The 25,039-nt window shown below is 47.3% G+C and carries 25 protein-coding genes and 1 pseudogene; 23 read left to right on the forward strand and 3 right to left on the reverse strand.

Annotated elements, in window-relative coordinates:
- Window positions 1-71 precede the first annotated feature (71 nt).
- From AC50Y5_RS09970 to AC50Y5_RS09980, 3 genes are all read left to right on the forward strand, one after another.
- Window positions 72-854, forward strand: coding sequence for a PhzF family phenazine biosynthesis protein (locus AC50Y5_RS09970; protein ID WP_494860705.1), 783 nt, complete (start codon window positions 72-74; stop codon window positions 852-854).
- A 134-nt stretch (window positions 855-988) separates the two neighbouring features.
- Window positions 989-2,059 carry a M42 family metallopeptidase gene (locus AC50Y5_RS09975; RefSeq protein ID WP_056040845.1) on the forward strand — a complete coding sequence of 357 codons (1,071 nt, stop codon included), beginning with the start codon at window positions 989-991 and terminating at the stop codon, window positions 2,057-2,059.
- On the forward strand, window positions 2,038-2,994 hold the full coding sequence (locus AC50Y5_RS09980; protein ID WP_494860222.1) for a phosphotransferase family protein: 957 nt from the start codon (window positions 2,038-2,040) through the stop codon (window positions 2,992-2,994). Before AC50Y5_RS09975 ends, AC50Y5_RS09980 begins: the two co-directional genes overlap by 22 nt.
- 90 nt (window positions 2,995-3,084) lie before the next feature.
- Here AC50Y5_RS09980 and AC50Y5_RS09985 read toward each other — a convergent pair whose 3' ends face one another.
- On the reverse strand, window positions 3,085-3,291 hold the full coding sequence (locus AC50Y5_RS09985) for an alpha/beta-type small acid-soluble spore protein (RefSeq protein WP_056040551.1): 207 nt from the start codon (window positions 3,289-3,291) through the stop codon (window positions 3,085-3,087).
- Between the two features lie 402 nt (window positions 3,292-3,693).
- On the opposite strand from AC50Y5_RS09985, the gene AC50Y5_RS09990 reads away from it, so the two are divergent.
- Window positions 3,694-4,332, forward strand: coding sequence for an ATP-dependent DNA ligase (locus tag AC50Y5_RS09990; RefSeq protein ID WP_056040547.1), 639 nt, complete (start codon window positions 3,694-3,696; stop codon window positions 4,330-4,332).
- Window positions 4,333-4,349: 17 nt separating this feature from the next.
- Here AC50Y5_RS09990 and AC50Y5_RS09995 read toward each other — a convergent pair whose 3' ends face one another.
- Both AC50Y5_RS09995 and AC50Y5_RS10000 read right to left on the reverse strand, forming a co-directional pair.
- The gene (locus AC50Y5_RS09995; protein WP_494860225.1) at window positions 4,350-4,763 is read right to left on the reverse strand and encodes a ribosomal maturation YjgA family protein; all 414 of its coding nucleotides are present in this window, start codon (window positions 4,761-4,763) and stop codon (window positions 4,350-4,352) included.
- 28 nt (window positions 4,764-4,791) lie between these two features.
- Window positions 4,792-5,619 (reverse strand): AraC family transcriptional regulator, encoded by an 828-nt coding sequence (locus tag AC50Y5_RS10000; RefSeq protein WP_056040543.1) that lies wholly within the window; start codon window positions 5,617-5,619, stop codon window positions 4,792-4,794.
- A gap of 138 nt (window positions 5,620-5,757) precedes the next feature.
- Here AC50Y5_RS10000 and lacZ point away from each other — a divergent pair, with 138 nt between their 5' ends.
- From lacZ to AC50Y5_RS10095, 19 genes and pseudogenes are all read left to right on the forward strand, one after another.
- On the forward strand, window positions 5,758-8,886 hold the full coding sequence (lacZ, locus tag AC50Y5_RS10005) for a beta-galactosidase, LacZ type (protein WP_494860227.1): 3,129 nt from the start codon (window positions 5,758-5,760) through the stop codon (window positions 8,884-8,886).
- 317 nt (window positions 8,887-9,203) lie between these two features.
- Complete coding sequence (locus AC50Y5_RS10010; RefSeq protein ID WP_056040538.1) at window positions 9,204-9,782, forward strand: TetR/AcrR family transcriptional regulator; 579 nt, start codon at window positions 9,204-9,206, stop codon at window positions 9,780-9,782.
- 272 nt (window positions 9,783-10,054) lie between these two features.
- Complete coding sequence (locus AC50Y5_RS10015; RefSeq protein WP_494860708.1) at window positions 10,055-10,837, forward strand: SDR family NAD(P)-dependent oxidoreductase; 783 nt, start codon at window positions 10,055-10,057, stop codon at window positions 10,835-10,837.
- A gap of 139 nt (window positions 10,838-10,976) precedes the next feature.
- Window positions 10,977-11,240 carry a hypothetical protein gene (locus AC50Y5_RS10020; protein ID WP_494860229.1) on the forward strand — a complete coding sequence of 88 codons (264 nt, stop codon included), beginning with the start codon at window positions 10,977-10,979 and terminating at the stop codon, window positions 11,238-11,240.
- A 251-nt stretch (window positions 11,241-11,491) separates the two neighbouring features.
- Entirely contained in the window at window positions 11,492-12,232 is a 741-nt protein-coding gene (locus tag AC50Y5_RS10025) for an SDR family oxidoreductase (protein WP_056040530.1), read from the forward strand.
- Window positions 12,233-12,325: 93 nt separating this feature from the next.
- Window positions 12,326-13,027, forward strand: coding sequence for an SDR family oxidoreductase (locus AC50Y5_RS10030; RefSeq protein ID WP_056040528.1), 702 nt, complete (start codon window positions 12,326-12,328; stop codon window positions 13,025-13,027).
- A 40-nt stretch (window positions 13,028-13,067) separates the two neighbouring features.
- Window positions 13,068-13,337, forward strand: a complete 270-nt coding sequence (locus AC50Y5_RS10035; RefSeq protein ID WP_056040526.1) for a muconolactone Delta-isomerase family protein — start codon at window positions 13,068-13,070, stop codon at window positions 13,335-13,337.
- 203 nt (window positions 13,338-13,540) lie between these two features.
- Entirely contained in the window at window positions 13,541-13,978 is a 438-nt protein-coding gene (locus AC50Y5_RS10040) for a site-specific integrase (protein ID WP_494860235.1), read from the forward strand.
- A 57-nt stretch (window positions 13,979-14,035) separates the two neighbouring features.
- Window positions 14,036-14,236 carry a site-specific integrase gene (locus tag AC50Y5_RS10045; protein WP_235533275.1) on the forward strand — a complete coding sequence of 67 codons (201 nt, stop codon included), beginning with the start codon at window positions 14,036-14,038 and terminating at the stop codon, window positions 14,234-14,236.
- Window positions 14,237-14,261: 25 nt separating this feature from the next.
- A pseudogene (locus tag AC50Y5_RS10050) lies at window positions 14,262-16,546 on the forward strand (Tn3 family transposase); the annotation flags it as partial.
- A gap of 357 nt (window positions 16,547-16,903) precedes the next feature.
- A complete protein-coding gene (locus AC50Y5_RS10055; protein WP_494860237.1) occupies window positions 16,904-18,112 on the forward strand; it encodes an MFS transporter in 1,209 nt (402 codons plus the stop codon).
- Window positions 18,113-18,182: 70 nt separating this feature from the next.
- On the forward strand, window positions 18,183-19,517 hold the full coding sequence (locus AC50Y5_RS10060; protein ID WP_494860239.1) for a sensor histidine kinase: 1,335 nt from the start codon (window positions 18,183-18,185) through the stop codon (window positions 19,515-19,517).
- Window positions 19,514-20,158 carry a response regulator transcription factor gene (locus tag AC50Y5_RS10065; RefSeq protein WP_056040520.1) on the forward strand — a complete coding sequence of 215 codons (645 nt, stop codon included), beginning with the start codon at window positions 19,514-19,516 and terminating at the stop codon, window positions 20,156-20,158. The genes AC50Y5_RS10060 and AC50Y5_RS10065 overlap by 4 nt, the downstream gene beginning before the upstream one ends.
- Window positions 20,159-20,278: 120 nt before the next feature.
- Entirely contained in the window at window positions 20,279-20,734 is a 456-nt protein-coding gene (locus AC50Y5_RS10070; RefSeq protein WP_494860242.1) for a thiol-disulfide oxidoreductase DCC family protein, read from the forward strand.
- Window positions 20,724-21,659, forward strand: coding sequence for a DoxX-like family protein (locus AC50Y5_RS10075; protein WP_494860244.1), 936 nt, complete (start codon window positions 20,724-20,726; stop codon window positions 21,657-21,659). The genes AC50Y5_RS10070 and AC50Y5_RS10075 overlap by 11 nt, the downstream gene beginning before the upstream one ends.
- A 19-nt stretch (window positions 21,660-21,678) precedes the next feature.
- Entirely contained in the window at window positions 21,679-22,356 is a 678-nt protein-coding gene (locus AC50Y5_RS10080; protein ID WP_056040514.1) for a DUF4166 domain-containing protein, read from the forward strand.
- A 96-nt stretch (window positions 22,357-22,452) separates the two neighbouring features.
- Window positions 22,453-22,746, forward strand: coding sequence for a DUF3817 domain-containing protein (locus AC50Y5_RS10085; protein ID WP_494860246.1), 294 nt, complete (start codon window positions 22,453-22,455; stop codon window positions 22,744-22,746).
- A 365-nt stretch (window positions 22,747-23,111) separates the two neighbouring features.
- Window positions 23,112-24,101 (forward strand): HD-GYP domain-containing protein, encoded by a 990-nt coding sequence (locus AC50Y5_RS10090; protein ID WP_162241933.1) that lies wholly within the window; start codon window positions 23,112-23,114, stop codon window positions 24,099-24,101.
- A gap of 29 nt (window positions 24,102-24,130) precedes the next feature.
- Window positions 24,131-25,021: a GGDEF domain-containing response regulator gene (locus AC50Y5_RS10095; protein ID WP_494860250.1), complete on the forward strand. Its 891-nt coding sequence runs from the start codon at window positions 24,131-24,133 to the stop codon at window positions 25,019-25,021.
- Window positions 25,022-25,039: the final 18 nt, after the last annotated feature.

Genomic DNA, 25,039 nt, shown 5'->3' on the forward strand with positions numbered 1-25,039 from the left:
ATTTGAAGCCATACAAGAGCTCTTGATACAATGCTCATATATGGAGCATAAATGAAGGAAGGTTGATGAATATGAAATATTATGTCATTGATGCGTTTGCCAATCACCTTTTTGAAGGGAATCCAGCTGGTGTTTGCATTATGGATGCGTGGCTGCCGGATGAGCTCATGCAGAAGATTGCTATCGAGAACAATTTGTCCGAAACGGCGTTTGCGGTAAAGATTGCGGATGATGGTTACCATTTAAGGTGGTTCACACCAGGCGGGGAAATTGATTTGTGTGGCCATGCAACGCTGGCAGCAGCTTATGTGCTTGCGAACTTTTATGATACAGCTCTTATGCGTATTCGTTTCACAACACTCAGCGGCGACTTAATCGTTGTAAGGGACGGAGAGCTGTACGAATTGGATTTCCCGAACAAAATGCCCAAGCCCCATACGCTCACACAGCAGATGGTTGAAGCGCTCGGAATGATGCCCGTAGAAACGTATCTTGATCGCGATTTAATGTTTGTGCTGGAATCGGAGTCTGATGTCAGAAGCCTGAACCCGGATTTCACTAAACTCACCGCGCTGCCAGAAGGACTCGGTGTGCTGGTTACTGCTAAAAGTGAGCAGTACGATTTCGTATCCCGGTGCTTTTTTCCAAAATTAAAAGTGGATGAAGATCCTGTATGTGGATCAGCCCATTGCAATTTTATCCCATATTGGGCTGAGCGTCTGAGCAAGCAGGAAATGACGGCAAGACAGGTTTCTAAAAGGGGAGGCACCTTGTACTGCAAGCTTGCTGGTGATCGCGTGAAGATAAGCGGCCGAGCTGTATTGTATTCAATTGCTGACCTCTTTGTCGATTAAGATGATGAATATGGAGAAACGGGCATAGCTAGAGTTTATAAAAAATTTCACTATTCAACTGTAGCCGTTAATGCCTATACTAGTGGCTATAAACAGAAATGGATAGGAAGAGGAGAATGGCATTGATGAGCCCATTGCAAATACAATTGAACCGGGAATACATACTGGAATTTTTGAATCGCTTGCTTCAAACGCCAAGCCCTAGCGGCTACTGCATGGCGATTATGAGGCTGCTGGAGGAGGAAGCTCGCAAGCATGGCTTTGAGCTGGAGCTGACACCGAAAGGCAATGGAATCATTACGATTCCGGGAACAGGAAATTGTACAGCGGGCACGCTTGCGTTAACCGCCCATGTGGATACGCTTGGCGCGATGGTGCGAGCGATTAAGCCAAGTGGCATGCTGCGCTTTACGCCCATTGGCGGTTATGCCATGCATACAGTGGAAGGCGAATATTGCCTCGTTCATACGCGCGATGGCCGCCAGTATGAAGGAACCGTGCTGTCGACGAAAACGTCTGTCCATGTGTATCCAGAGGCACGGGACTGGAAGCGCAGCGAGGAAAACATGGAAATACGCCTGGATGCGGATACGACGTCTAAAGAGGAGACGAAACGGCTTGGCATCGAGGTCGGCGATATTATTTCATGGGACCCGCGCACAAAAATAATGGACAATGGCTGGGTAAAATCACGGCATTTGGATGATAAAGCTAGTGTCGCTGCCTTGTTCGGGCTGCTGGAGTGGTTTGGACGGGAAGGGAAGCGTCCGGAGCGCACGCTTAAGCTGATTTTTTCCACGTATGAAGAGGTAGGACATGGCAACGCCTATATGCCGCCGGATGTGACAGAGCTGATCGCGATTGATATGGGCGCTTTAGGCGATGATTTATCCGCAAGCGAGCGGGATGTATCCATTTGTGCCAAAGATTCCTCTGGCCCATATGATTATGCGATGACCTCGAAGCTGATCGAGCTGGCAAAGGCTTCAGGCATTTCCTATGCGGTCGATATTTATCCGCAATATGGCTCGGACGCATCGGCTGCGCTGAGAGGAGGCAGCAATATTCGGGCTGCGCTAATTGGGCCGGGTGTGCATGCTTCGCATGCCATGGAACGGACGCATGCAGATGCGATTATAAACACGGCAGTATTGTTATTATCCTACATAAGTGAGGGATATTCATGGACAACGAAATCAAGCTAAAGCTGGACACGCAGCAGTTGGGACAGATTGCCCAGCATCATTTCGGCAGGGAGCTTGCGCATTCGCGCGAGCTTACCGATGGCTGGGCCAATACGGCGTATCAACTGACGCTTGTGGACGGCTTCCAGGCGGTTGTAAAGGTAGCTCCTACGGCGGTTGGGGCGCTCATGCGCTATGAGCAAGAGATGATGAAAACCGAGGTAGAGGTTATGAGGCTCGTGTCTCAGGATCACCGCATTCCAGTTCCCGAAGTATACGCTTATGACCAATCACGGTCGCTTGTACCGACTGATTATTTTATTATGCAGTGGCTGGAAGGAGAGGCTTATAACAAAGTGAAGGAAAGCTTTACCCAAGAAGAGCGCGAGCAAATTGAGCTTCAGTTGGGCGAGTACAATGCCTATATTAACGAAATCAGCGGGGAAAAGTTCGGTTATTATCCGCTTAACGAGGCTTTTGCTAGTTGGACGGATGCTTTTTGGGCGATGCTGCATGGCGTGCTTGATGACGCAACGGATGCGGGCGTTACACTTCCGGCAGAGCGCTTGGTCATTGAACAGGAGGTAAAGGAGCGCTTGCCTTATCTGGATGCGGTGACTAAACCAAAGCTGCTGCACTGGGATTTGTGGGATGGTAATATTTTTATTAAGGATAAGCAAATTTGCGGCATTATTGACTTTGAACGGGCGATGTGGGGCGATCCGCTGATGGAGCATTATTTTAGCCATTTTAACTTGTCGGAGACGTTTTTACAGGGCTACGGTCGTGGAGCGCTGACGGCTGAGGAGCAAATAAGACGCAGTTTATATGATTTATATTTGGATCTCATTTTATTAATTGAATGCGCTTTCCGCAAATATAGCGACCAAACGCATCTGGAGTGGGCAAGAGACAATGCAGCTGAAGGCTGGGAGCGGTTTATGAAGCTGAAATAGCTGAAAAAATAAGAAGAAGAGCCGGGCAAGTAAACGAAAAGCTTGTAAAATGCTTGCTTTTCGTTTACTTGGCCCGGCTCTTTTGTGCAATCAGCGTCCGGAGAGCTGCTGCTCCGCAATTTGAATAAGACGGCGGGTAATGGATCCTCCGATGGAGCCCATGTCACGCGTGGTCATATGTCCATAATAACCATCCTGCGGCAATTGAATGCCAAGCTCCTGTGCAACCTCAAACTTCATTTGCTCAAGCGCTGCACGCGCCTGTGGTACAACCAGCTGATTCGAACCTCTAGGCATAAGGGTGACCTCCTCAAGTAATGAGCAGCAGCATTTTTATAAGAAACCAAGCTTTCCTTGGACAAGGTGAAACGGCTTTCGCCATCCTTTGGCGGCGCAGCGCGTTTCATTCCGAGAAATATAGAGAAAGGATGGGAAAATCATATGCTTTCCTATATTTCAAGGTGAAACGGCTTTCGCCGCCCTTTGGCGGTGCAGCGCGTTTCATTCCGAGAAATATAGAGAAAGGATAACGTTAGGATATCCTTTCTCTATATTTTAAAGAAAAATGGCTTCCAAGCGCTGGCTTATTGCTATTATGTGGAGGAATGTATCCGATTATTCACTAATTTATCCTGAATTTACCGCCGTTCAGCTGAACCGTTCCATGCTAAAATGATAGGACGGCAAGGGGGAATCGGCATGTTTAAGCGACCGATGCTGATGACGGCATGTAATCAGCCTTTTGATAACGAGCAATTTTTATTTGAGCCGCTCATTGATGGGCAGCGCTTGCTGCTTTCTTTTATTAATAGGAAGGCGCGTTTGTTCACAAAGCATGGGTATGAGGTTACTCGGCAATATCCAGAGCTGCTCAAGCTGCCGCTGTCCCGGCCCGTGGACGTCGTGCTTGATGGAGAGCTTGCTTATATGAACCCAGACACGCGGCGACTAGAATTTGCTCCGCTCATTGACCGATATAAGATGACGAAGGAAGCACGCATTCGCGAAGGTGCGATAAAATGGCCTGTTCGCTATTATGTGTTTGATTTGCTTTATTATGACGGAGTAGACTTGCGCAGCAAGCCGCTGCTGGAGCGGAAGAAGCTGCTGCAAGCGCTGCTTGAAGATAATGGATTTTTTATGAAGCTGCCATATGTAACCGGATGCGGCACACAGTTATGGGGTCGAATTGCCGCTTACGAGCTGGAGGGCATGGCTGGAAAAAGAAGCGAGAGCCAATACCTCGCTGGGCGGAGCGCCCATTGGCTGAAAATGACGAATGCGGCGTATTCCCGCATACATATGGACGCGAATACTGTGCTGCATGGCTCTGATTAAGAGCTATGCAGCCTTTTTTATGGGGCAGAGCCGATTTTTTGTTTGGCTTTGACCCGTTTACACGCAAAGTAATCAATAGCATAGGAAAGCAGCAGGCCAATGCTGTATCTGACTAAATCAATACCGCTGAAGCCTTGTCCTAGCACAAGCCCTCCGAGCGTCGTATGGCGCACATTTCTAATCCAGTCGGCCTGATACAGCTGGCTGAATTCAATGCCGTAGCTGAAGGCTGTGCTGCAAGCAAGCGAAAGGAGTAGGGGACGCCTGACCTGCTGCATGCGGAAGCCAAAGTAAACCATGCTGGCCCATAAAATATCGCCAAAATGGGCGACGACGAAGGACGGCAGCTGGCTGGCGAAATATCGCGAGCTAAAGCCGAGCGCCATCGCAAGGAGGAAGGCTGCCGCATAATAAATGATTGGTTTAAGCATCGTTTGTGCTCCTTTACTTACTCTATCCTTATTTGAATCCATGCATTTGCTTAAACTCTCCAGGCGTACAGCCTACATAAGCTTTGAACAAGGTATTAAAATACGTCGGATTTTCAAACCCTACTAGGCGGGCGATTTCATACAGCTTCATGCCGCCGCCGCGAATTAGCAGCTCCTTGCCTTTATTGATACGCTCTTTGTTGACATATTCAATTGGACGAAGCTTGAACGTCTTTTTGAAAAGCAGGCATAGATGCTGCGGCGTTACATGAAGCAGCTCCGCCAGCTCGGGCAATGTAATCGGGCGATGCAGGTTCGCCTCGATATAACGCAGCACAGGATGAAGCCGCTCATTCATTTGCTGCGTGGCAAGACTGCCTTCGGCAAGCTGCTGGCGCAGCCCAAGCAGCACGCTATAAATTTGCTTGGAGCCGAGCATGCCAAGGCCTGGTTCCTTCTCCCGCATAAGGCGCAGCATATCGCTCATCATCTCTAATACAGGGCGCGAGTCGTTAATCGTATAAATGCCAGGGCGGGTCAGGCCTGCCAGCTGGTTCAGCGATTCAGCGAGCGGCCCGTCATACGTAAACCAATAGGCTTCCCAAGGCTCTTTGACCGCATAATAGCTGTGGGTAAGTCTTGGAGGGAGAAGGAAGCCGTCTCCCTGCTTGACGAGATACCGCTCTTGCTCGATAATAAGCTCGCCTTCGCCTGAGACGACCTGCGTCCATTGGTAATCGGGAAAGCCCTCCGGGCGACGAATACCCTCCTGATGGTCCCAATGCCCCACACCGGTTACATAGACGGGCAGCTGATAATCCGTCGTCGTCAGCGTCGTATAAATAATTTCATTCACGGGCAGCATCCCTTCTTAGTTGCTAATATTCAAATCTTTAAGTAAAATACGAAAATAGTTTAATGATCTTTACTTTTCTAGCTTTTATAATGTGAATATTATAACTAAACTTATACTGAGTTGAAAGAGGTGCCTTAAGTGTCGAAGAGCAAATTTACGTATCAGGCTCCAGCTAACGGATATCCAGAGTGGAATAACAACCCTACCATTTTTGAGCTTAATCGGTTGGATGCACATGCAACCCGTATTTCCTATACAAGCGTAGAGGAAGCGCTTCAAGGCGAGCGCACAGGCTCCGAGCGTTATGTTTCGCTCAATGGCGATTGGAAGTTTTCCTTTGCGGAAAATGCGGAAGCACGCATCGCGGATTTTTATAAATTGGATTATGACTGCAGCAGTTGGGCTTCGATTCCTGTGCCGAGCCACTGGCAGCTTCAAGGGTATGATTACCCGCAATATACGAATGTGACTTACCCATGGGTGGGCAAGGAGGATATTAAGCCGCCTTTCGCTCCAGTTAAATATAATCCGGTCGGCTCCTATGCGACGACTTTTACCGTTCCTGAAGGCTGGGATGGTCAGCCTGTGTTTATCAGCTTCCAAGGTGTGGAATCTGCCTTCTACGTTTGGGTAAACGGTGATCTTGTCGGCTATAGCGAGGATACATTTACGCCGGCGGATTTTGATTTGACGCCTTATTTGCAAGAAGGCGAAAACAAGCTGGCGGTGGAAGTATACCGCTGGTGTGACGCAAGCTGGTTGGAGGATCAAGACTTTTGGCGGATGAGCGGTATTTTCCGTGAGGTGTATTTGTATACGGCGCCTCAGGTCCATATTTATGACTTCTTCGCTAAGGCAGCACTGGATACAAATTATGAAGATGGCGAGCTGACGGTAGAGGTAAAGGTACGTTTCGAGGAGGAAGCCTCTGAGCAGCAAACAGCTGTAGAAGCGATGCTGTATGATGCCTCCGGCGAGCCGGTTTGGCAGCAGCCGCTAAGCGGCGCGGCGATTCGTCAGGAAAAGGGCGAAACCGTTGCAGCATTAGCACTGAATACAAAGCTTGCACAGCCGCTCAAATGGAGCGCTGAGGAGCCGCATTTATATACGCTTGTGCTGTCGCTGAAAGATGCAGCGGGCAAGCTGACAGAAGCCGTTAGCTGCAAAGTCGGTTTCCGCACGTTTGAAATTAAAGACGGCTTGATGCAAATTAACGGTCAGCGCATTCTTTTTAAAGGTGTCAATCGCCATGAGTTTTCCTGCGACACTGGACGTGCGCTCAGCTACGAGGATATGGTTACCGATATTAAGCTAATGAAATCGCATAATGTCAATGCCGTGCGTACTTCGCATTATCCGAACCATCCGCTGTGGTATGATCTGTGCGATGAATATGGGCTTTATGTCATTGACGAAGTCAATCTTGAAACGCATGGCTCATGGACATATGGGCAAAAAGAGGTTGGAGACGCCGTACCTGGAAACTTCCCGGAATGGACGGCAAATGTACTGGACCGCAGCCGCTCCATGCTCGAACGCGATAAAAACCATCCATCAATCGTTATTTGGTCGCTTGGCAATGAATCGTTTGGCGGGGATAATTTCCTGAAAATGGCCGACTATTTCCGTAAGACAGATCCGTCCCGCATTGTGCATTACGAGGGCGTTTTCCATTGTCGCGAAAGCGAAGCGGCTTCGGATATTGAGAGCCATATGTACACAAGTCCAGAAGGTGTAGAAGCCTATGCCAAAAATAATCCGCAAAAGCCGTTTATTATTTGCGAATACAGCCATGCAATGGGCAACTCTTGTGGCGGCTTGCATAAATATTGGGAGCTGTTTGACCAGTATCCGATCCTGCAAGGCGCTTTCATCTGGGATTGGATCGATCAGGCTATTCGCACGCAAACACCGGATGGCATTACGTACATGGCCTACGGCGGCGATTATGGCGATAGCCCGAACGATGGCAACTTCTGTGGAAATGGTCTGATTTTTGCCGATCGCTCGGTTTCGCCTAAGCTGCATGAAGTGAAGGCCTGCTACCAAAACATCAAAATTCATAACCCGAACTGGGAATCTGGAACGGTGCGTGTCGACAATAAAAATCTGTTCGTATCGCTGGATGCGTATGAGCTGCACTGGAAGCTGAACAGCAACGGCATTATTATGCAAAAAGGCGTGCTGACCGTAGATATCGCAGCGGGTGACTCTGCCGAGCTGGCCATTCCGTTCCAGATGCCAACAGAAGCAGGTCTGAATGAAGAAATTACGCTTACGGTAAGAGCTGTGCTTAAGGAAGCTACGCCATGGGCGGAGCAAGGACATGAGGTGGCCTTCGGTCAATTTATTGCGCCTGCACTGCCTGTATCGCCAGTTGCTGTAGAGATTGCATCGCCGCAGTATGGTGCAATAGCGGTTGAAGCTGTATCTAATGGCGTTCTTGTGTTAACGGGAGAAGGCTTTGACATTCGCTTCAATCAGGCGAGCGGCGAGCTGGAGTCCTACCAAATCGGCGGCTCTGAGCTGCTGTCTTCGCCGATTGTCCCGAATTTCTGGCGTGCGTACACGGATAATGACCGCGGAAATGGACATGTCGAGCGCTGTGCGCCTTGGCAGGCTGCTTCGAAGGAGCGCCAATTGATCCGCTTCAGCTGGGAAGCACTTGGAGACCGCGTTAAAGTAAGATCGCAATACCGTTTAAGCGCTGCAGCTGAAACACGCTGCGAGCTGGCATATACGATATATGGCGATGGACTGGTTGAAGCTGAGCTGCTGCTGCAGCCAGGTGAAGGACTTCCTGAAATACCAGAAATCGGCCTGCTTTTCACAATGAATGAAACGTTTGATTCTATTGCCTGGTATGGCAATGGCCCTCATGAATCGTATTGGGACCGTCAAACAAGCGCGCGTCTTGGCCGTTATGGCGGCAAGGTGAAGGATCAGCTTATGCCTTACATCCGTCCGCAGGAGTGCGGCAACAAAACCGAAGTGCGCTTCGCAGCTGTAACCGATGCAAACGGAAGCGGCATTTCGCTTCAAGGAGAGCCGCGCTTCGAGTTGAATGTGCTGCCTTATACAGCCGATGAGCTGGAAGGGCATGATCATCCTTACAAGCTGCCAGTGAGCGATAAAACCGTCGTTCGCGTCAATTACCGTCAAATGGGCGTGGGTGGAGACGACAGCTGGGGAGCACGGGTTCATCAGGAATATACGCTTCCAGCGAATCGAGACTATCGTTTCCGTGTCTCGCTGCGCGGACAATAATCGAGGGGTCCCGCCAACATTTTAACGAAAATATACGCTAAGCCTTCGGATATGACCGGCTTAGCGTTTTTTCTTACTCTAAGCTAAAAAAGTAAGCGTCAAATAGCCCCCACCAATTCAAGGAGGTGATGTACGCGAGAGTAAGGGAACTGCTAACTCCGGAATAAAGGCTGCAATATTTGCAAATACCGCCTGATCTCGGCGAGTGGTCATACAACTTCACCAAATCCATCGATGGATTACATACACGATTATCGAATATATATTGTTTACTGATCGTTCCCGATATGTTACTATAATTTTGGGAGGGAATTTATATGGCTAGAAGTAAAGAGTTTGAAGTGAACGAAGTATTGGATAAAGCAATGAAGATATTCTGGGAACAAGGTTACGAGAAGACATCGATGAGTGACCTTGTTGAGCATATGGGCATTCACCGCAGAAGTTTATATGATACATTTGACGATAAACATTCGCTGTTTCTGCAGACTATGGATCGTTACTGCGGCAAAGTTAACGCCACATTGCTCGCAGAAGTCAAAACGTCCAAGACTGCAGTGGAAGCTCTGCATAAAGTTTTTGGTTTTATGATCAGCGAATCAGAGGGTATGCCATCTGGTTGCTTAATCGTGAATTCGGCGGTAGAACTGGCCGCACGTGATACGGACGTGGATACAAGGTCTATTGAATCATTCACAGTGGGAGAGCAGATGTTCGAGCAGATTATTCTTTGGGGACAGCGGGATGGAGAGTTCTCCTCTGATCACGATGCCAAAGAAATGGCAGAATACCTGCATAATATATCTGTCGGTATAAGAGCAATGGCAAGAACATCGATTGATAAAAGAAAATTAAAGAGAATTGTGAATGTATCAACGAAACTTTTGCAAGGATAATCTTTTTTTACACTTACTAGAATGTTCATTCCCATGTAGCTTGGTTGTCCCTTTAAAGAAGTTAACCTCCCTGTTGAACCATCGAAGCACAGTACATTCTCCTCTTTAGAATGTTAGTTCTAAAAATGGCATCAATGAGGAGCAAATGAATAGCACTTGTAACAAGCGCCGCAAACAAAGGGAATGGTTCGACGTAACCAGGACCTTCGGTGGAAATAAATTTTACTAAATTGTGATCAATTCACACACTTACAATAAAAGGTGGATTTAAGATAAAAAAAACTGTACTTATTACTGGCGCTTCAGGTGGAATTGGAAAAGAGTTAGCAGATCGTTTTGCTAAAGATGGTAACAACATGGTTCTCGTGGCAAGAAGCGAGGCTAAGCTAATAGAATTGGCAAAAGGATATAGGGAAAGATACGGTGTTCACGTTAAGGTATTTGCAAAGGATGTATCGTTGCCTGGTGTGGCCGAAGAAATTTCTGCCGATCTTAAAAAGGAAGGAATCAATGTCGACTATCTGGTCAATAATGCGGGCTTTGGCTTGTATGGGTCATTCTTGGAAACAGATTTGGAACAAGAAATGAATATGATTGATGTCAATATCAAAGCTTTAACGATTATGACGAAGTTGTTCTTACCGGACATGGTTAAGCGGCGCCAAGGGGGCGTAATGAATGTGGCTTCGGTAGCAGCTTTTTACCCGGGGCCATTAATGGCAGTATACTTCGCTACGAAGGCATATGTTCTTTCATTCACAGAAGCGCTTGAGAATGAACTGACTGGAACGGGTGTGACTGTCACGGTTTTATGCCCCGGCCCAACGGCAACTGGTTTCGTAGACCGTTCAGATGTAGGATCATCCAAATTGTACCAAAGCGGTGTGATGGAAGTCGGAATGGTGGCAGATGAGGCGTATCGCGATTTCTTGCGTGGCAAGACACTCATCATCCCAGGTGCAATTCATCGGTTCATTACATCTCTACCTCGGTTTTTACCTCGGAAAATAATGACGGGTCAAATAAGAGCACGTACAGAACATGTAGATCGTTGATCTAGATCACTAGACAATGGATCAATAGGGTCTGTTAAGGTACATCTAATTTGTTTTGTTCACCATATTCGACGGGAATAACGATATAGGATTTTATATATTTATAAATCTAGTGTATCAGAACAAAAGTTTAGAGTTATTGGTCGCTAAAAAATCTATTAAATCTATTGCAAATACATTAAAATTCTCAGCAATTACAGGAGCGGATCAGCAATGGTTCTCTGAAGTCTGGTTTCCAAAAGCAGAAGAAGCTGGGTTGAAATATATGGCTTTGATTACGCCAGAAAAGGCAGTAGCTATATCCATTTTAAAACGACTTGATTCTGAGCTTAAGGGAAGTTATGCAACTAAAAACTTTGATTCTATGGAAGGAGCAGTCGACTGGTTAGCTAAAAGAAATTAAGGTTCAGGGAATAATATGAGGAGTGAAAAAAATCTTTACCGAACGTTCTCATTATGCTATAGTAATTTCAGAATGAGAGGAAAACAAAGTTCAGAGAATATGATTTCTGAGAGTAGGCCATAGGCTTTATAAATATTTTTTTGGGATAACTAGAATCATTGTTCTCAAAACGATGGGCAGAAGCAAAACCCTGGTTCATTTAAACGAGAAAGCAATAGATACTATAGTTATAAACTAAGGAGGATAAGAAAATGAAATTAACAGGCAACACGATTTTTATCACAGGCGGCGGTTCAGGAATTGGACGAGGGCTAGCAGAGGCATTTCACAAACTTGGAAACAAAGTTATTATCTCAGGACGGAGTAAAGAGCGTCTAGAGGAGACCATTCAAGCGAACCCTGGCATGTCTGCAGTGGAGCTGAATATACAAGACCCCGCAAGCGTAAACTCAGTTGCCCAGCACTTAATGAAGGAATACCCAGATCTTAATGTATTGTTTAACAACGCCGGTATGTATACGCCTGAAGATCCGTCGGGGTTGGTTGACGAAGATATACTGGTTCAAACAGTCACCACCAACCTGCTTGGTCCAATCCGTATGGCGGCTGCATTGCAGGAACATTTGAAATCCAAAAAAGAAGCTTATATCATCAATACGACTTCAATACTCGGATTCGTACCCGTGACGCAGGGGGCTGTATATTCTGCGACAAAAGCAGCGCTTCATTCCTATACACTCACCCAGCGCTACATTCTGAAAGACACATCGGTGAAAGTACTGGAGATTGCGCCGCCATTGGTTCAAACACAAATGATCAATTACGATCCCAATGCGATGCCACTTACAGCATTCATTGAAGAAACGATGAAGGTACTTGGTACAGATACGAATGAAGTTCTGGTGGAGTCAGCGAAAATGTATCGTAACAATCCGGGCCCGAACGAGAGCGTTCTTGTAAACCAAGTTAACGATATGCTGTCTGGTCAGTAATTTACTTGTACGGTAAAGCACGCAGATGTATACAATGAAGGCGTGCACAAAAATTTAAGAACGATAATTCTAAAAACAAAGGAGAAATAAAAAATGAATATTTCAAAACAAGTTGCTATTGTCAGTGGTTCAAATCGTGGTTTAGGTAAACAATTGGCTCTTGAGCTTCTAGCAAGAGGAGCCAAAGTATACGCTGGAGCAAGAAACCCAGCATCAGTCGATCTGCCAGGTGCTATTCCGCTGCAGCTCGATATTACTGATCCGAAATCCGTCATGGCAGCGGCCGAGGTAGCTGGGGATGCAACCCTTCTGATCAACAATGCTGGTACCGCAACGGGTGCTTCCCTTTTCGCAGGTGAACTGGAAGATATTCATGTTGAATTCAACACCAATGTTTTCGGCACAATTTCAATGGTTCGTGCTTTTGCACCCGTTATTGAAAAAAATGGAGGAGGCTCGATCCTGAATATCCTATCTGCATTATCTTGGTTCAATACCGGTGATTCAGGCGCGTATTCAGCAGCAAAATCTGCTCAATGGGGAGCAACAAATGCATTACGCTTGGAGTTAGCCCCTAAAAACATTAAGGTTGCCGGATTGCACGTAGCGTTCATGGACACGGATCTGACAGCTGGTATCGAAGCACCTAAGGCTAGTCCAAAGGAAATCGCCAAGATCGCGATTGATGGAATCGAAGCTGATCTATACGAGATTATTGCTGATGATACGAGCCGGAATTTACAACAAGGCCTTGCCGGAGGAGTACCTTCCCTATACCCGCAATTGTTTCAATAGAATTTTCAAGTAGTAAAGTAATGCCTAGGAGGGATACAACATGCGTTTTCTCGTTCATGTCAAAATTGATCCAGCAGCATCAAAGGAAGAAATTGCTGAACTGTTACCTGCGGAACAAACACGATTTGCCGAATTAGTGGAACAGGGGCTGATCAACACGTTTTATCTCTCCCACACAAGGGATGAGCATTGGTCCCTTTGTATTGCTGACAGCGTTGATGAATTAAAAACGGCTTTGAAATCATTGCCCTTATATAAATTCATGAAAATAGAACATACCCAACTGATCGACGATACGAACCAGGCGTAAACGAAAGTAGTACCGGAATCAGACTTTTTAAAAGAGCCATAAATAATGCCTAATCTCTCAGTTTAAACTAGTTGCAACATATGAAGTTGAAAAAAATTTAGAATCTAATTAATGACCGCTAATTAAGATTAGCGGTCATTTGATGTTTTCAGAGCCTATAGTTGATGTCCGCTAATGTAAGTCAAGATTTGGAGGCTTTGCTAATGAGAGAGGCGACCGGGATTTCGGAACAGGGCGAGCAGACGATTCAGGACTTTATTCACGCTCTCACCACCCATGAAGATTTGAATCCCAAAACATTGAAAGAGTACGCAAGCGACTTGAAGCATTTTATTGGCTGGTTTGAGACAGCCGACCACCAAGAGGAAGAGGTCATATTTCAAATTGAAGATGTGGCTACTCCAACATTAACACGATACCGGGAAGCTGCACAAAAAATAATGGAATTGAAACCGACGACCATTAACCGGCGGCTTATAACCCTGAAACGTTTTTTCGAGTGGGCCACGCAGGAATCCAAAATTCGCCGCGACCCTTCGAAGCCAGTCAAATTGGTCCCGGAGGAAAAGGTAAGCCCTAGACAGATGACAGACAAAGCAGACAAAGAAGAAGCTGCACTGATCGCTGCGGCTGAATACTGAGGTTCTTTACGGGATCAGACGATTCTAATCGTGATGTTTCACACCGACTTACGGACAATGGAAGTGTGTGACCTGGCTCCAGGAGATATTCAAATCGGTAAACGCAGCGGCCAGCTTACGGTCCGCTCCGGAAAAAGGAATAAACAGCGAGAAGTTTCTTTGAACGCTACGTGTAGAACTGCTTTAGAAAAATATCTGCAGAACTCACTCCGGACAGTCATTATCTGTTTCCATCGGAGAAAACCGGTGATCGATTAACCGAACGTGCTTTACGTCATCGAGCGAGTATCGTTCTTTGTGCAAGCGTCTTTTTAGCCATACCATGGCAAACGGTAATCCCCTACACCTGATTCAGCTCGCACTCGAAGATTTACGTAAACGTAAAATCATTCTACCCTCAATGGCCACGATTGAAAGAGCAGTTTGGCAAACTCGCAAACGGACAGAAGAAAAAATATTCAGGATGCTCAGCAGTTCATTGACAGAATTACAAATTGTTAAGCTGGATCGCGTCTTAACCACCATGCCGGAAAGCAGCAAAACATACTTGGCATGGTTAAGGGAAATCCCAGGTGCCAGCTCTCCGGATTCCTTTTTGAAGGTTATTGAAAAGCTTGAATACATACGGGATTTGCAGCTGCAAGTCGATACGAAAGGCATCCATCCGAACCGGCTGCGGCAGCTTTCTAAAATTGGTACGCGTTACGAACCCCATTCCTTCCGCCGCTTTAATGATCCGAAAAAGTACGCAATTTTAGTAGCGTACCTATTGGAATTGATTCAGGATTTGACAGACTTGTCTTTCGAGATTCACGACCGGCAAATCATGATACTGCTTTCCAAAGGGAGAAAAGCCCAAGAGGAACTTCAAAAACAAAACGGTAAATCGATCAACGAAAAGGTTGTTCATTTTGCCGATCTTGGAGCCGCTCTTATTAAGGCTCGAAGTGAAGGTATTGATCCGTTCGTTGCGCTTGATGCCGTTATGCCGTGGGAACAGATCGTCGCATCTGTAGAAGAAGCTAAACGGCTGGCGCGGCCCGTAGATTACGACTATTTGGACTTGCTGGAAAAGAAATACTATGCGCTCGGGAAATACACGCTAACGCTGCTAAAATCGTTGGCGTTTAGGTCAACCAAGTCGGCAGAGCCGCTAATGAAGGCGGTCGATATCATCCGGGATATGAATGAAACCGGAAAGCGAAAGGTTCCGGAAGGCGCACCGCTGAACTTCGTATCCAACCGCTGGCAAAAGCACGATTACGACGATGACGGAACGATCAACCGGCATTATTACGAAATGGCTGTCCTGACAGAGCTGCGGAATTACGTTCGTTCCGGGGACGTATCCATTGTCGGAAGCCGTCAGCATAAGGACTTCGAGGAGTACCTTGTACCGAAAGCGGATTGGAATAGCATCAATCCTAACGCTACAATGATTGCCGTTAGTTTGTCCGCAAAGGAATATCTTGAAGAACGGACTGAATCACTTCTTCAAAGATTAAACTGGGTTTCGGACCATATCGACAAGCTGGATGGCGTTAATTTGGAGAATGGGAAATTGCACATCGACCGATTGGAGAAAGATTCTCCCGATGAATCCCGGAATTTCAGTCTTTCTCTCTACGGACTACCTCTTCATCTGATGGAATGCGTGTCCAGATCGGTGTTTCGGCGCTTCATGCAGACGCCAACCCCCACTATGGGACCGGAAAAGGAGCTACGATTTATCGATTCGTAAGTGATCAATTCTCCACGTTTTACACGAAAGTCATCAATACGAACGCGCGGGATGCCGTACATGTCATCGACGGTTTGCTCCACCATGAAACGGATTTGGCCATCGAGGAGCATTATACAGATACAGCCGGTTACACCGACCAGGTCTTTGGTTTAACGCATTTACTTGGTTTTCGCTTTGCGCCGCGTTTACGTGACTTGGCTGATTCCAAGCTCTACTCTATCGGTAAACCTTCTGATTTCCCCAAATTGGAGAAATTGCTGCGCGGACAGATCCAAACAAGGATCATTCAGGAGAACTACGACGATGTTCTCCGGCTGGCTCACTCCATCCAGGAAGGAACCGTTTCGGCATCACTCATTATGGGGAAAATCGGTTCCTACGCAAGACAAAATAGTTTGGCCACCACGCTCCGCGAAATGGGCCGAATCGAAAAAACAATATTCATCCTGGATCACCTTTCAAGTGAGGCACTACGTCGAAGAATCCACCGGGGGTTGAACAAAGGGGAAGCCATGAACGCTCTTGCCAGAGCGATCTTTTTCGGCAAACATGGAGAGCTACGAGAACGGGCGCTTCAAGACCAACTCCAAAGGGCAAGTGCGTTGAACATTATCATCAATGCAATTAGCGTTTGGAATACCGTCTATCTCCAGCAAGCAACAGAACACCGCAAAAAGCAAGGAAAGCTTCAGGAAGAACTACTAAACCACATTTCTCCACTCGGATGGGAGCACATCAATTTCTTAGGCGAATACAAATTCAATTTCAGGCAGAGTACGTCTCTCAATTCATTACGACCGCTGAAACAACAGGAAGTTGAATGACCGGTTGGTTCGGGTTATGCCGCCCGGACTATTGGGCTTAGAGTAAGAAAAAACGCTAAGCCAGTCAGATCCGAAGGCTTAGCGTATATTTTCGTTAAAATGTTGGCGGGACCCCATCGAGGACTAACGCAAGCTATTGCTTTTTGCCAATCATATAGCCACACAACGGCAAACTGCCGCTATGACCGAACAGGTCACAGCGGCAGTTTTTTTGCATTTAGCGGGCAAATTTGACGGGGTGACGATAACCAGCTAAAACAAAGTTATTGACTAAAACCAAACTAAATAATATCATGTCTAATTAATAGACAAACAAAACTTAATTTTGTCTAATAAAAATCTAGGGGAGTTGCAAAAATGTTTAGTAATCGATTTTTCCGTACGATCATCCTGTCCAGAGTTTTGCTCCAATTGGGTATTTGGATTAGGAACTTTGCGATCTTGCTGTATGTGACGGAAGTCACGAACAACGATCCCTCAGCCGTATCGCTTATTTCGGTGGCAGAGTTTGCGCCGATTTTTGTCTTTGCCATCATTGGCGGCACGTTTGCAGACCGCTGGAAGCCTAAACGGACGATGATCGGCTGCGATTTCTTGTCCGCTTTTTCCGTCCTCGGCGTATGGATCGCATTGCTTAGCGGCTCATGGCAAGGACTGCTGCTGACGACGCTAGTTTCGGCCGTGCTGTCGCAATTTTCCCAGCCATCAGGCATGAAGCTGTTCAAGCAGCATGTACCACAAGATCAGCTGCAAGCTATGATGGGCATGTATCAGACCATAATGGCTGTATTTATGGTTATAGGACCACTGCTCGGTACATTTGTATATCAGCACTATGGCATTGAGGTGGCGATTACGGCTGCAGCGGCGCTGTTTTGCGGCTCAGCAGTCATATTGATGCTTCTGCCGCGCGATGCACAATCAGAGGGTACACAGCAGGCAGCGAGCTTCAGGCAAGAGCTTACGGCGGGACTTCATTATGTATGGGGCCAGCATGCCCTGCGCTCTCTGGGACTCACGTTTGCAGCAACCGGCCTCGCTTCTGGACTTACCCAGCCGCTGGCTTTGTTTATTGCTATCGATAATCTAGGACAGGATAAGTCGTTTTTACAGTATTTATTAGTGGTTAGCGGGGCGGCGATGCTAGTTGGCGGAGGTGTGGTTATGTCGATCGGGAAAAAGGCAAGTCCGCGCAAGCTGCTCCTATTCGGCTTGTCGGCAAGTGCACTGGCTACGCTGGGCACCGGATGGTCGGAGAGCATTCCGCTAACGCTCGCTTCTCTTATGGTCGGCGGCTTCTGTGTTCCGCTTATTCAGGTGGGCATTAACACCATTATTCTTCAAAATACCGATGCAGCCTTCATCGGCCGGGTAGGAGGAACGATTACGCCCATGTTTACCGGCATGATGGTCATCGGAATGTCGCTATCCGGCGTATTAATGGCAGCCTTGACGCTGCCCCTTGTTTACAGCATAAGCGCGTTCATCTTTGTTATTGCCGTCTTTACGGTAAAACTCGGGAATAGGGCAAGGCCAAGTGTTTCAAAAGCGTCAACGCAGGTTTGAAAATAGGACCTTAATCGATGAATTATGGTAAAATAAAGCGATCACACGCTTTTTTGGGGAAGGATACCGTATGCTTTATTATTTTGCAGCGCTGCTTGCCGCTGCTTTACTGCTGCTGCTGACAAATCCGAGGAGCGAGTCGAATCGCTGGGCCGCTTTTTTTCTCGGATTTGCGTCCATAGGCGGGCTGGCAGATACGCTTGCCGCAGCAGAAATGAATACGTTAGCGCATCTCGTTCAAATGATGAATCACACATTCACGCCTTACGGCGTACTGGTATTCAGCATCGTTTATTCCGATAAAGTGGCGAACGAGAAGATGCGCCTGCTGCTTAAAGGACTGCTGCTGCTTCCTGTAGTCGGCATGCTGCTGTTCACGCCGATTACTCCAAGGCTGGAGCTGGATTACCCTATATTGCTAGCCTGGACAGCGCCTTATTATTTAGCCTCCTGCTATTTGCTGCTCGTCTCGCTATGGAGCGAGGAAAATAGCCGCCGGAAGCGCAATCGCTTTATAATTGCCCTTATTATGGTGCCGACGCTGCTGGCGGTGCTTGTTCTTATTAATGTAGCGAACGTCATTTCGCCTGCATTCGATTATTTCCGTTACATTTCGCTCTTCATCTTTTATTCGCTTACTGTAGCCGTGTTATGTACATTTGCTTATGGCGTGCTTGGCGTCAAGCTGCGGTTTGAACGCGATCAGTGGGAAAGCACTCGCAAGGCGGTCAGTTCCGGGACGACGATACTTAACCATACGATTAAGAACGAAATCGGGAAAATCGCGATCAGCACAGAAAATTTAAAAAGCGAGCTATCAGCCCAATCGCCTGAGGCAGCGGAGCAGCTGCGCATCATTGAAACGGCTTCAAGCCATATGCTTGCGATGGTGACGAGCATTCACAGCCAGACTAGAAGCATTGTGCTGCGCGAGCAGCCTGTCCGTTTGGATGAGCTGGTCGAGCGCTGCTTGCAGCAGCAGCAGGTGGAAGGAAGGCCCATTCGGCTCAAGCTGCATTCGTTATGTAGGCCAACCGTGCTGTGCGATCCGCTTCACCTGCTGGAAGCCATGAATAATCTGGTGCAAAATGCGATTGAAGCGATTCCCGAAGGAATAGCTGGAGAAATAACCGTGACGCTGAGCTCGCACAAAAAGGCGGTGCGACTCCTCGTGAGCGACACAGGCACTGGAATGAATGAGGAACAGCTGAAGCAAGCGCTGGAGCCTTTTTATAGTACGAAAAACCGCAGCCGCAACTTTGGACTGGGGCTCGCTTATGTGTATAATGTCGTACACCAAAGCGGATGGACGATCGAGCTGTCCAGCATTCTTAATGAAGGAACAGAAGTGCTGCTGCATGTTCCTGCCCGCAAAGTGATGGAAATCAAGGAGGGAATTCGATGAGCCATATACGGGTGCTGCTTGTAGAGGATGATCCCGATTGGGTGAAGGCGATGACGCTCTTCTTGAACAAGGAGGCGGATTTGCTCATAGTAGGGGCGGCTTCTACGGCGGAAGAAGCGCTTAGCCTGGCTCGAACCTTGTCGTTTGATGTCGCATTGCTTGATATTCAATTAGCTGACCATCAGCAAAATGGAATCTATACGGCCGTAGAAATGCATCGCATTCACGCCGCCAAAATCATCATGCTAACCTCAATGAGCGAGGAGGAAGTGATGACCCAGGCGTTCACGGCTGGAGCGATTAATTATATTGAAAAAACAAATTTTCGCCAACTGCCGGAAGCGATTCGCAGCGCTTATCATCATCCTGCACCGATGGAGGCGCTGCTTAAGGAATTTGCCAGGTTAAAGCGTGAGGAGCAATTAAAGGATTTAACGTCTGCCGAACGGGAAGTATTCGAGCTGATTGAGCAGGGCTATACGCAGACGCAAATCGAGCAGAAGCTGTATAAGGCGGAGAGCACGCTGAAAAATCAAGTGAACAAAATGCTCAAGAAGCTTGGCGTCCGCAGCCGCAAGGAAGCGGTGGAGAAGGTACGGCGCAAAGGGCTGACCGCCGGCATGGAGGAATACAAAGAATAACCGCATAAACGAGGGGAGGGTACTACGATTTGTAGTACCCTTTTTCGTATGCCCGCTACAAAAGTTAGCACTGAGCAAACTTCGCTTTTACTACTACAATGAAGGAAGAACGGAGGGGGCATGATGCAGGCGCCTAGAAAAAAACAACCAGGACGAGCGCTGCTGCTCGTTGACGGACAATGCCAGCTGTGCAGCAAAATCTCGCAATTCGTTATTGCACGTGATCCGGAAGCCTACTTTCGCTTCGCTGCGCTGCAATCGCCAGCAGGGCAATATGTGCTGGAAGCGTATTTGCTGCCTCCGAGCGACTTGGACACCTTCATCATGATCGAGGATGGCTGCTGCTACACAAAATCGGAAGCAGCACTGCGCGTCTTGCGGCAATTAAAGGGACTTTGGCCGCTGTTATATGGCCTAATAATCCTTCCTGCTTTACTGAGAAACGTTGTTTACGATTGGATTGCGGCTAAGCGCTATGGTTGGTTTGGAGAAGTGGAGCATTGCTTGCTTCCAAATGCAGATCAGCGATTCCTTTTAATAGAAGAAAGAGAGGAGGCAGCTCCCTATGTCAAATAAGCGAAGAGATAAGTCGATCTATGTCGAAACGACCATTCATACCGATCTGGATACGCTTTGGAACTACACGCAAATTCCGAGCAATCATGTACAGTGGGATATGCGCTTTACAGAAATTTTATATTTGCCCCGCCATACGGAAGAAGAAATGCAGAAATTTCATTATCAAACACGCATCGGCTTTGGACTTGCGATAGCGGGCACAGGAGCGACTCGGGCAAGGTGGATAGAAAAAGAAGAAAATCAATCCCGCCTGTCTACCCTTTCCTTCAGCTCGGAGCAGAAGCTGTCGCTGATTAGCAAGGGAAGAGGCTACTGGCAATATACCGAGCAAGGAGACGACGTCATTTTTCTCACCCGCTATAATTATCAAACGCGCTTTGGAGCTGCCGGTCAAGCGTTTGATCGCCTCCTATTTCGCCCGTTATTCGGCTGGGCAACCGCCTGGAGCTTCGATGTGCTCAAAATATGGCTGGAGCAGCACATTCCGCCTGCGGCAACGATTCAGCGCGCACTCATTCATTATGTGAGCCTGGCGCTGCTCGCTGTTCTATGGCTTTATCAGGGCATTGTGCCCAAGCTGCTTTACCCGGAGACGGGAGAGCTTGCACAGATACACGCCTCGGGGCTATTTTCAGGCTGGGAGCAGCAGGCGCTCGTCCTTCTTGGGCTCGGTGAAGCGGCGCTGGCCATTATTTTCGTTGTATTTCATCGTTTTCCGATCCTTTATTGCTTGCAGCTGGTCCTGCTTCTGCTCTTGCCGGCCGTTGCTCTGGTGAACAGTCCAGAACTGCTGCAAGCCTCCTATAATCCGGCAACCATAACGATTCCGATGATTGGCCTATGCTTTGTGGCGTGGCGGACATGCAAGGGTCTGCCCAATGCGTCGCGCTGTTTACGCAAACCTAAGGCAAAAGCTAAATAATAGAAGGGGGACATTAACGATGGCTTCGATTTATGAGCAAGTATTAGGAGCGGACTTTGCAAAGCTGCATCCCCGCATTCAAGAGCGGTTTGGCTTCAGCAGCACGGAAGGCATTGCTTCGATTGGCGAAGGCGTCATGGAGGAAATTTGGTACAGCAAGCGGGTAGCCATCCCGCTTTATATTGGCAGCTCGCGCCATATTATGTTTCCGCAGGGAGGCAGACAGATTCCGTTCACGATTGGGAATTATGCCTATGCAGACCGATTCGGCCGGGAAACGGTAACATGGAACAGAACCTTCAAATTTCCGCAAAAAATACGAAGATTCGACGCTACGATGATTTATAGTCGAAAAAACAATAAAATTGTCGATTATTTAGGAACGAAACAGCATCTCGCTGTAGACCTCGATATTTCTGCCGTACCGGGAGGAGGCATTCGCATCCGTTCAGGCGAGCAGCGCTTCTATGAGCGATTTCTGCAGTTTCGTTTTCCGCGCCTGTTTACTGGCGAAGCCAATGTAACGGAGTGGTATGATGATGAGCAGGAGAAATTTCGAATTTCGGTGCAGGTGGACAATCCGCTGCTGGGTACGATTTTTCGTTATACGGGCTCCTTTCAGGCTTATTTCATCGATACCGGCAAGCAGCCGATTCCGCTTGATGCGAAGCCTCTTCGCGAGGAGCGCAGGGAGTAGATTCACAACTTGTTCAAAGTATGAATGCGTATTTCTCCCGCCTTGCTGGTATGATTAGGATGTGTCTGAAGATCATTTCGCCAGGAGGTAACACAGATGTCAACCCATACGATGAAAACAGCGATCGGACGGCTGCGCCTGTTCGGCATAACGGAAGGGATTTCGTTTTTGATGCTGCTCTTTATTGCCATGCCGCTAAAGTACGGTGCAGGCATTGACGAAGCGGTTGCAATTACAGGGATGCTGCATGGCTGGCTGTTTGTCATCTATCTAATCGGCATTGCCAACGCTTTTTTCGTCAAGCAATTATCCTTCTTTCATTCTTTTTTGGCAGTTGCTGCTGCCTTTGTACCATTTGGCCCATTTCTACTGGATCGCAAGCTGCGTTAATAGAGGTAAATGCGATAAATGTCTCATTTGTACATGCAGTCTGGTGCCCCGCACTCGGGGAGCCAGACTTTTTCTTATATGCCGTGCACTTTTAGTAAAATTTTTTGAAAAACGGTGTCTTAAGCACTAGTACGATTAAACCGAGATATGCTATGTTATTTCTATGATTCATCCAACTCCCAATAGAGAACGAAGAAGTATTTTTTGGAAATCTATCCAAAAGAAGAGGATTTCTCCAAATCGTGTGGAAACTTACTTAACCAGTATTTGAGACATGACGAATAAGAATCCGAGGTAAATGAATGCAAAATTCAGTATTTTTCAAAAGTGTGATAAACTCTGATTCGATCTTGGATTCTATTGGGTTGTTAGGGCAATACCTGGAGACATTGATCGGTTGCCAGCATATTTGTTTATTGCTGCCGCACGATAATGGGCGAAATAAGCTTATACCATATTCTTTCAAAATCAATCAAACGGATCTGAAGCTGCTGCAGCAAATGGCGATAGACACCGATTTATTTTCAGACATGTCCTCGGGCATGCACCTCTGTATAACGATGAGCAGCGCCAAACCTGCGATTAAACTCCTGTCCATGACAACTTTCCAATCGCTATATACCTTTCACCTAAACCGTTCTGTCTATGGCGCAATTTTATTGTGCTTCCGTTCCCCAGTTCAGTTGACAGACGAGCAGCTTCACATCTGCCAGATGGTTACAATGCAAATGGAACAGTTAATCGAGAAAATTTATTTTCGCAAACAGGTGTTGAAGCAGCAATCCTACGAAAATTTGGTCAACACATTGCGGATGAAGGATGGCTTTACGCTTAATCACTGTTATAATGTGGCCTTCTACGCATCTTTGTTGGGCGCCAAAGTAGGGGTTGATGCTGAGCAGCTGGAGCAGCTCAAAATCTCGGCACTGCTGCATGACATTGGTAAAATTGCCATACCGGATTCGATACTGCTCAAGCCTGATCGACTGACGGATGACGAATTTTCGGTCATCAAACAGCATCCTGCAATCGGTTACGAGCTGCTCAAGGATTTGCCTGATGTTCAGAAAATATTGCCTGTCGTACGCTGGCATCATGAGCGTATTGATGGCAGTGGCTATCCGGACGGACTCAGCGGGGATGATATTCCTTTGCTTGTGCGGATTGTCAGTCTGGCAGACGCCTTCGACGCCATGACTTCCACGAGAGTGTACAGGCACTCCCTGCCTGTCTTCGAGGTTCGCAGGCAGCTGGAAATCAACGTAGGCAAGCAGTTTGACGGGCGGCTTGTGCAGGCATTTCTGCAAATGCTTGATGATCATATGATTATGGACAGATTGGTTTGGGATGAGTGATTTTATAGTGAAGAAGGTTGGGGACATATATGCGCAAGAGGATTTTTATTGTCGACGATGAGCCTCACAACATCCATATACTCCGTGTTTTCTTGACATCGCTGAATTATGACATTTATGTAGCCGAGAACGGCAGGCAGGCGGTGGAAATGATTGACGCTGTTGCGCCGGACTTGATTTTACTGGATGTTATGATGCCGGATTTGTCGGGATTTGAGGTTTATAAACGCTGGCTGGACAAAGATGATTTTGATGTGCCGATCATTTTTCTGTCTGCCAATGTGCAGAAGAAGGCGATGCTGGAAGGCCTTCAGCTGGGCGCATTCGATTATTTAACCAAGCCTTATGATCTCGATTTGCTGGAGATGAAGGTGTCGATTGCCTTGCAGCAAAAAATGAAGCTGTTCAATTTGAAGAAGGATAATGAGCAGCTTGCAGAGCTGGCTTATGTGGACGCACTAACGGGGCTTTACAATCGTACATATTTGGAAGTGGTCGCTCAGCAAATTAAAGACGGAGATAAGCATTATGAGTCCGTTCTGATGATCGACATGGATAATTTTAAAACGATTAACGACACCTTCGGCCATATGATCGGCGACCAGACGCTTCGCGACATTGGAAACATCCTGTACCAGGTGCTGTCTCCTTATGTGCATGTGACTTTCCGCTATGGGGGAGATGAGTTTCTCGTTATATTGCAGGATAGCGGGGCAGCGCTCGAGGCGGCGGAAGCCATTATTGCGGCTGTTGATCAAATACAGGTCGGCCATCCTTCTCAAAAGCAGATTCAAGTTTCCGTTAGCATCGGAGTGTCATACAGCTTAGACTCTAGCACCCTTCATCAGATGATATCGCAAGCGGACTCTGCATTGTTAGGCTCAAAACGAGGCGGCAGGCACCAAATAACGGTGAAGTAATCTACGATGAATGGATGA

The sequence above is a fragment of the Paenibacillus sp. JT22N7 genome (assembly GCF_059383875.1).